General features: G+C 56.4%; 4 protein-coding genes and 1 tRNA gene. 1 reads left to right on the top strand and 4 read right to left on the bottom strand.

Translation table 11 applies throughout. The features are described 5' to 3' along the window. Window positions 1-78: 78 nt before the first annotated feature. Together ABRP64_RS11455 and orn are read right to left on the bottom strand one after the other, a co-directional pair. Window positions 79-154, bottom strand: a tRNA-His gene (locus tag ABRP64_RS11455). Window positions 155-203: 49 nt separating this feature from the next. Next, on the bottom strand, window positions 204-845 hold the full coding sequence (orn, locus tag ABRP64_RS11450; RefSeq protein ID WP_284785848.1) for an oligoribonuclease: 642 nt from the start codon (window positions 843-845) through the stop codon (window positions 204-206). Window positions 846-1006: 161 nt separating this feature from the next. Here orn and ABRP64_RS11445 point away from each other — a divergent pair, with 161 nt between their 5' ends. Beyond that, a complete protein-coding gene (locus tag ABRP64_RS11445) occupies window positions 1007-2551 on the top strand; it encodes an alanine/glycine:cation symporter family protein (protein ID WP_284785846.1) in 1545 nt (514 codons plus the stop codon). On the opposite strand, the gene cmrA is transcribed toward ABRP64_RS11445, so the two are convergent. Both cmrA and ABRP64_RS11435 read right to left on the bottom strand, forming a co-directional pair. Next, window positions 2548-3348, bottom strand: a complete 801-nt coding sequence (gene cmrA, locus ABRP64_RS11440; protein WP_284785843.1) for a mycolate reductase — start codon at window positions 3346-3348, stop codon at window positions 2548-2550. The two genes, ABRP64_RS11445 and cmrA, sit on opposite strands and share 4 nt — an antisense overlap. A gap of 362 nt (window positions 3349-3710) precedes the next feature. Beyond that, complete coding sequence (locus ABRP64_RS11435) at window positions 3711-4553, bottom strand: RelA/SpoT-related domain-containing protein (protein WP_284785842.1); 843 nt, start codon at window positions 4551-4553, stop codon at window positions 3711-3713. Between the last annotated feature and the right edge of the window lie 206 nt (window positions 4554-4759).

The following is a 4759-nucleotide window of genomic DNA, read 5'->3' as shown; positions in this document are numbered from 1 at the left end:
CAGAACAAAAACGACTGAGATGCCGGTTTGTCAACGATGTCGCGACTGACCTGTCAAGCATGTCGCGACTCATGACATTGGGGTGGCTGACGGGACTCGAACCCGCGACAACCAGGATCACAACCTGGTGCTCTACCAGCTGAACTACAGCCACCATCGTTGCGCGAAAGCAACGAGATATAGGTTAACTCACGCCGCGTAAATTACAAAAACGCCTGGTAATCGGCGGTGGTTTCGGCCTTGAGGTCCTCGGCTTCGGTGGAGGTTGGGCCTTCGTCGGTGCGAAAGACGCTGCGGCGATAAAAATCCAGCTCGCGGATGGACTCGATGATGTCTTGCAGCGCGCGGTGGGCCATGCCCTTATCGGGCTGGTTATAGTAGGCCCGCGGGTGCCAGCGCCGAGCGAGCTCCTTGATGGTGGAGACGTCGATCATGCGGTAATGCAGCGCCTCATCCAGCCGCGGCATATAGGCGCGGATGAAGGTGCGGTCGGTGGCGATGGAATTGCCTGCTAGGGGAGTGGGGTGCTCGCAGTGCTCATTAATAAGCGCTAGTACCGCGTCCTCGGCCTCGCGGATGGTCGTGGTGGACTGGCGGATTTCCTTATCGAGGCCGGAGTTCGCGTGCATCTCGGTGACGAAGGAATCCATCTGGGATAGTTCCTCTTCGGTGGCGTGGACGACAAGATCGATGCCCTTGCCAAGGATGTTGAGATTGCCGTCCGTGATGACGGCGGCCACCTCGACGATTACGTGGCGTTCTGGGTCGAGGCCGGTCATTTCCAGGTCGATCCACACGAGGCGATCATATTTTGCGGCGATTTCGGGAGAAGACATGCGTTCCATTCTAGCCCCGGCCGGCAGGGCCCTCCGCGCGCCCCGATCTGCATCCCATAAAGCGAAAAGAAAAATTTACCTATCGTTTTACCGACACGGGGAAGTGATTTACGGCATACTTTCTATATCGTGCTTCACAAGGGAGGTGCGAATCACTAAGGAGTTTTTCGATGGCAAACTTTCTCGATGCCCTCAATTCCATAATTTGGTCGCCCGCCCTCGTCTTTTTGTGCTTGGGTGCGGGTGTTTATTTCACCGTGGTAACGCGGGGCCTGCAGGTCCGATGCATTCCAGATATGCTGCGACAAATTTCTAAGGGCGAAAAATCCGACGACGGTGTTTCTTCCTTCCAATCGCTGATGGTCTCGCTATCTGGCCGCGTGGGCGTGGGTAATATCGCCGGCGTGTCCACGGCCATTGCCTTCGGTGGCCCTGGTGCGGTGTTCTGGATGTGGGCGGTGGCCCTCTTGGGCTCGTCCACCTCCTTCATCGAGTGCACCCTGGCGCAGATTTATAAAGAAAAGGACCAGGACACCGGCGAGTACCGCGGTGGCCCGGCCTACTACATCGAAAAGGCGTATAAGCACACCAAGGCCGCGCCATTCATGATGGTCTACGGCATCCTCTTTGCCATCGCCATGATTCTGGCGACCAGCTACTTCCTGCCGGGCATTCAGGCAAATGCTGTGGCCGCGGCTGCCGATACCGCGTGGGGTATTAACTCCACCTGGGCCGCGGTAGTCCTGGCCGGCATTTTGGCCATCATCATTATCGGTGGCGTCAAGCGCATCGCTAACTTCGCCACCCTGGTCGTGCCGTTTATGGCCGTGATCTACATCGGCATCTCCATCGTCGTGATGCTCATTAACTACTCGCAGATTCCAGAGGTCTTTGGCCTCATCTTTAAGTCTGCCTTCAACCTCGAGGCCGGGTTCTCCGGCATGCTGGGCGTGGCCATCATGTGGGGCGTTAAGCGCGGTATTTACTCCAACGAGGCTGGTCAGGGTACCGGCCCGCAGTCTGCTGCCGCCGCTGAGGTCTCCCACCCGGCTAAGCAGGGTTTCGTGCAGTCCTTCGCCGTGTACATCGACACCCTCTTCGTCTGCTCCGCTACGGCGTTCATGATCATCTCCACGGATATGTACACCGTCTTCCGCGGCGAATCCGAGGACGGCGAGGTTGTTTACCAAGGCTCGCTTCCCGATGACGTCGCGGTCGGCCCCGGCTTCGTCCAATCCGGCCTCGATAGCGTCTTTTCCGGCTGGGGCCCGACGTTTATCGCCGTGTCCATTGCCTTCTTCGCGTTTACCACCGTGCTGGCGTACTACTACATGTCCGAGGTCAACCTGACCTACTTCAACCGTTGGGTTAAGTCCCGCCCAATCCGCCGCGGCCTGGTGTGGGCGCTGCGCATCCTCATCATCGTTTCGGTCATCGTGGGCGCTACCACGACTCCGGGCTCTGCTTGGGCGCTGGGCGATATCGGTGTCGGCACCACAGCATGGCTAAATATCATCGCTATCCTCTTCCTGCAGGTTCCGGCGCTTAAGGTCCTGAAGGACTACGAGAAGCAAAAGAAGGCGGGCAAGGAACCGGAATTCGACCCAGAAGCAGTGGGCATCAAGAATGCGGACTTCTGGGTGGACCGCAAAAATGCTCGCGCGGCGGCACAAGTGGCCGGTAGTCAAGCAGCCGGCAAGAATACTGAAAGCTAACCCATCTGGGAATAAAAACGCCCGATAAGCGGCGCGATGACCGGGGTCGGCAGCACCTTGCTGACCACGTTCATCGCCTTTGATAAGGGGCCAGGGACCACGCGTCGCTGGCCCTTTTGCATGGCCGCGATGGTCTCTTTGGAACAGGACTCATAGGTGGTCCACAGCGCATCGGGCACGACCTTATCCACAATGGTCTGGTCTTCCTCGGCGATGGTGGCCTCGCGCACCGGACCAGGAGCAAGCAAGGTGCAGCTGATGCCAGAGCCCTTCAGCTCATAGTGCAGCGCCTCCGTAAACGCATTCACCCCGGCCTTGGTAAAAACGTAGGTCGCGTTATTGGGAATGGGGATATTGCCGGCCGTGGAGCCCACATTGCAAATAGCGCCCGTGCGCCGCGGGAGCATGTGTTTTAACGCGGCGCGGGTCAGGCGGTGCACGGCGGTGCCGTTCAGGGCGAATTGGGAGGACTCGTAGCCCCAGTCTTGGTCCATGAAGGGGCCGAAGCTGGCGATGCCGGCGGAATTGACCAGGATGGAGACTTCTTTGGAGGAGATGGCATCAATGACTGCCTCGACTCCCTCATCGGTGGCCAAATCCGCGGGCAAGGCAATGGCCTCGATGTGGTGGCGGCGCTCAAGTTCTGCGGCTATGTCTTCCAAGATTTCGCCGCGCCGGGCAACGAGGATGACGTTATAGCCCATTGCCGCGAAATCGTGGGCCATCGCCTTTCCAATGCCCTGACTAGCGCCCGTAACCAGGGCATAGGAGGTACGAGATGGTGCCGGAAGTGACATTGTCGAGCCTTTCGAAGGTGGCCAAGTACTGAAAGACCCAGCGTAGACAAAAAGCCGGCATGCTGCGAAAAAGTCTCGAGGCTTCACAGGTATAAAGAGCTTCGAGGAGCCTCCTAATAGGCCATCAGGCGGCCATTCAGCTCCCCGTGACTGCTACGCTCCGGAGAAATATCGGGAGTGTGACTGGCGGAGGTTTTCCTCACTCGCGCTAGCAACCGCCACAATTTCCATATCCGGGTCATTATTGGATCGGTCTAAACGCAATCGTTCACGCGTAGCTGCGGAGAGTGAATCGAACTTTTCACATCGGACAGTGCCCTTTTTGCGATGGTATTCAATCAAGAATGCTGGCATGGAGCTTGTCACTTTCCTTTCTGCGCGATGTCTGACCGTACTTTAACTAATTCCGAAAGTCTATCTTCGAGTATGCCAAAAGCACGGCTCCTCAGCTGACGAATTTCCGAATGCAGTGGGCCGACTCGCCTCGTGGAGCTAAAGGGGATGAAGACACTATCAGCGACTCTCTCCGCTTGATGGACAGTGTCAGAAGCCTCATGTAGAAGTTCCATCTCCGTGCGAGCCGCGGGGTTCGGTTTCGCACCAAATTCCAGGTAGCGAATGTCCCTGCCGTAGATATCAGCAGCGACCTCGTAGAGGTTCGCCCATTGGGCCTGCATGGCTGTTCTTATTTGAAACTCAGCGCGCCCCGCAGGGGTGACAAGGTGCAAATGTATGGCTCGGTAACCGGAGTGCGCATTCTCTCTCATGTCACTAATCTCGACCTTGGTTGCACCGGCGTTTAGAAAATCTTCCTTAAAAAGTTCAGCTATCTTAGTTTGCTCGGATAGGGTTAAATCGCAGTCAAACCTAAGCCCTGACACGTCCCAGATGTTTTCCAGCGGATATGTTGGCATCCTCCGAAGTTTTTCTATAAGCGTGCCGAATGTCTTAACCCTAGCGGCAAATACATAATCGCCCGAGTCAGGCCTGATCGATCCTTCTTGTTCATTTAATGGATAAATTAGGCATCTGACTGTGTTGGTTGCTATTTCCATCAGAGCGTCGCAGAGAACGGCTTGGTGCTCGAGGAATCGAAGAAGTATCTCCTCGTCGTACGGGGTGCCTTTGCGCAGATTGCTTCCGACTTTGTGTACCTGATTCCAGGTGAATGAATCCCGGTCGGGCTTGGTCTTTATGAGGTCCATGTCAGTTCTGTAGGTTCCGAATAATATCCCTAAGCGGATAAGTTGCTGGGGCAGAGAGGTTGAGTTTTAACTCTATCTTTCCCCGTCCTACCCATTTTTGCAGTAGTCCTGGGTTGAAGTAGGGACCTCGCGGGGTTGCGTCCACTAGTGTGGTGTATCTGTAACTGACGGTGGGCCCCTTATGAATGAGGCTGGCGACCACCGTA

This window comes from Corynebacterium sp. KPL4015, from assembly GCF_040225725.1.
Taxonomy (GTDB): domain Bacteria; phylum Actinomycetota; class Actinomycetes; order Mycobacteriales; family Mycobacteriaceae; genus Corynebacterium; species Corynebacterium rhinophilum.
The sequence above is the reverse complement of the archived record's forward strand: the minus strand, read 5'-3'. Positions and strand labels throughout refer to the sequence as shown.

What these genes read in the sequence shown, in the direction of transcription:
- orn (WP_284785848.1), bottom strand. Translation starts at nt 845, where the DNA reads ATGGAACGCATGTCTTCTCCCGAAATCGCCGCAAAATATGATCGCCTC.
- ABRP64_RS11445 (WP_284785846.1), top strand. Translation starts at nt 1,007, where the DNA reads ATGGCAAACTTTCTCGATGCCCTCAATTCCATAATTTGGTCGCCCGCC.
- cmrA (WP_284785843.1), bottom strand. Translation starts at nt 3,348, where the DNA reads ATGTCACTTCCGGCACCATCTCGTACCTCCTATGCCCTGGTTACGGGC.
- ABRP64_RS11435 (WP_284785842.1), bottom strand. Translation starts at nt 4,553, where the DNA reads ATGGACCTCATAAAGACCAAGCCCGACCGGGATTCATTCACCTGGAAT.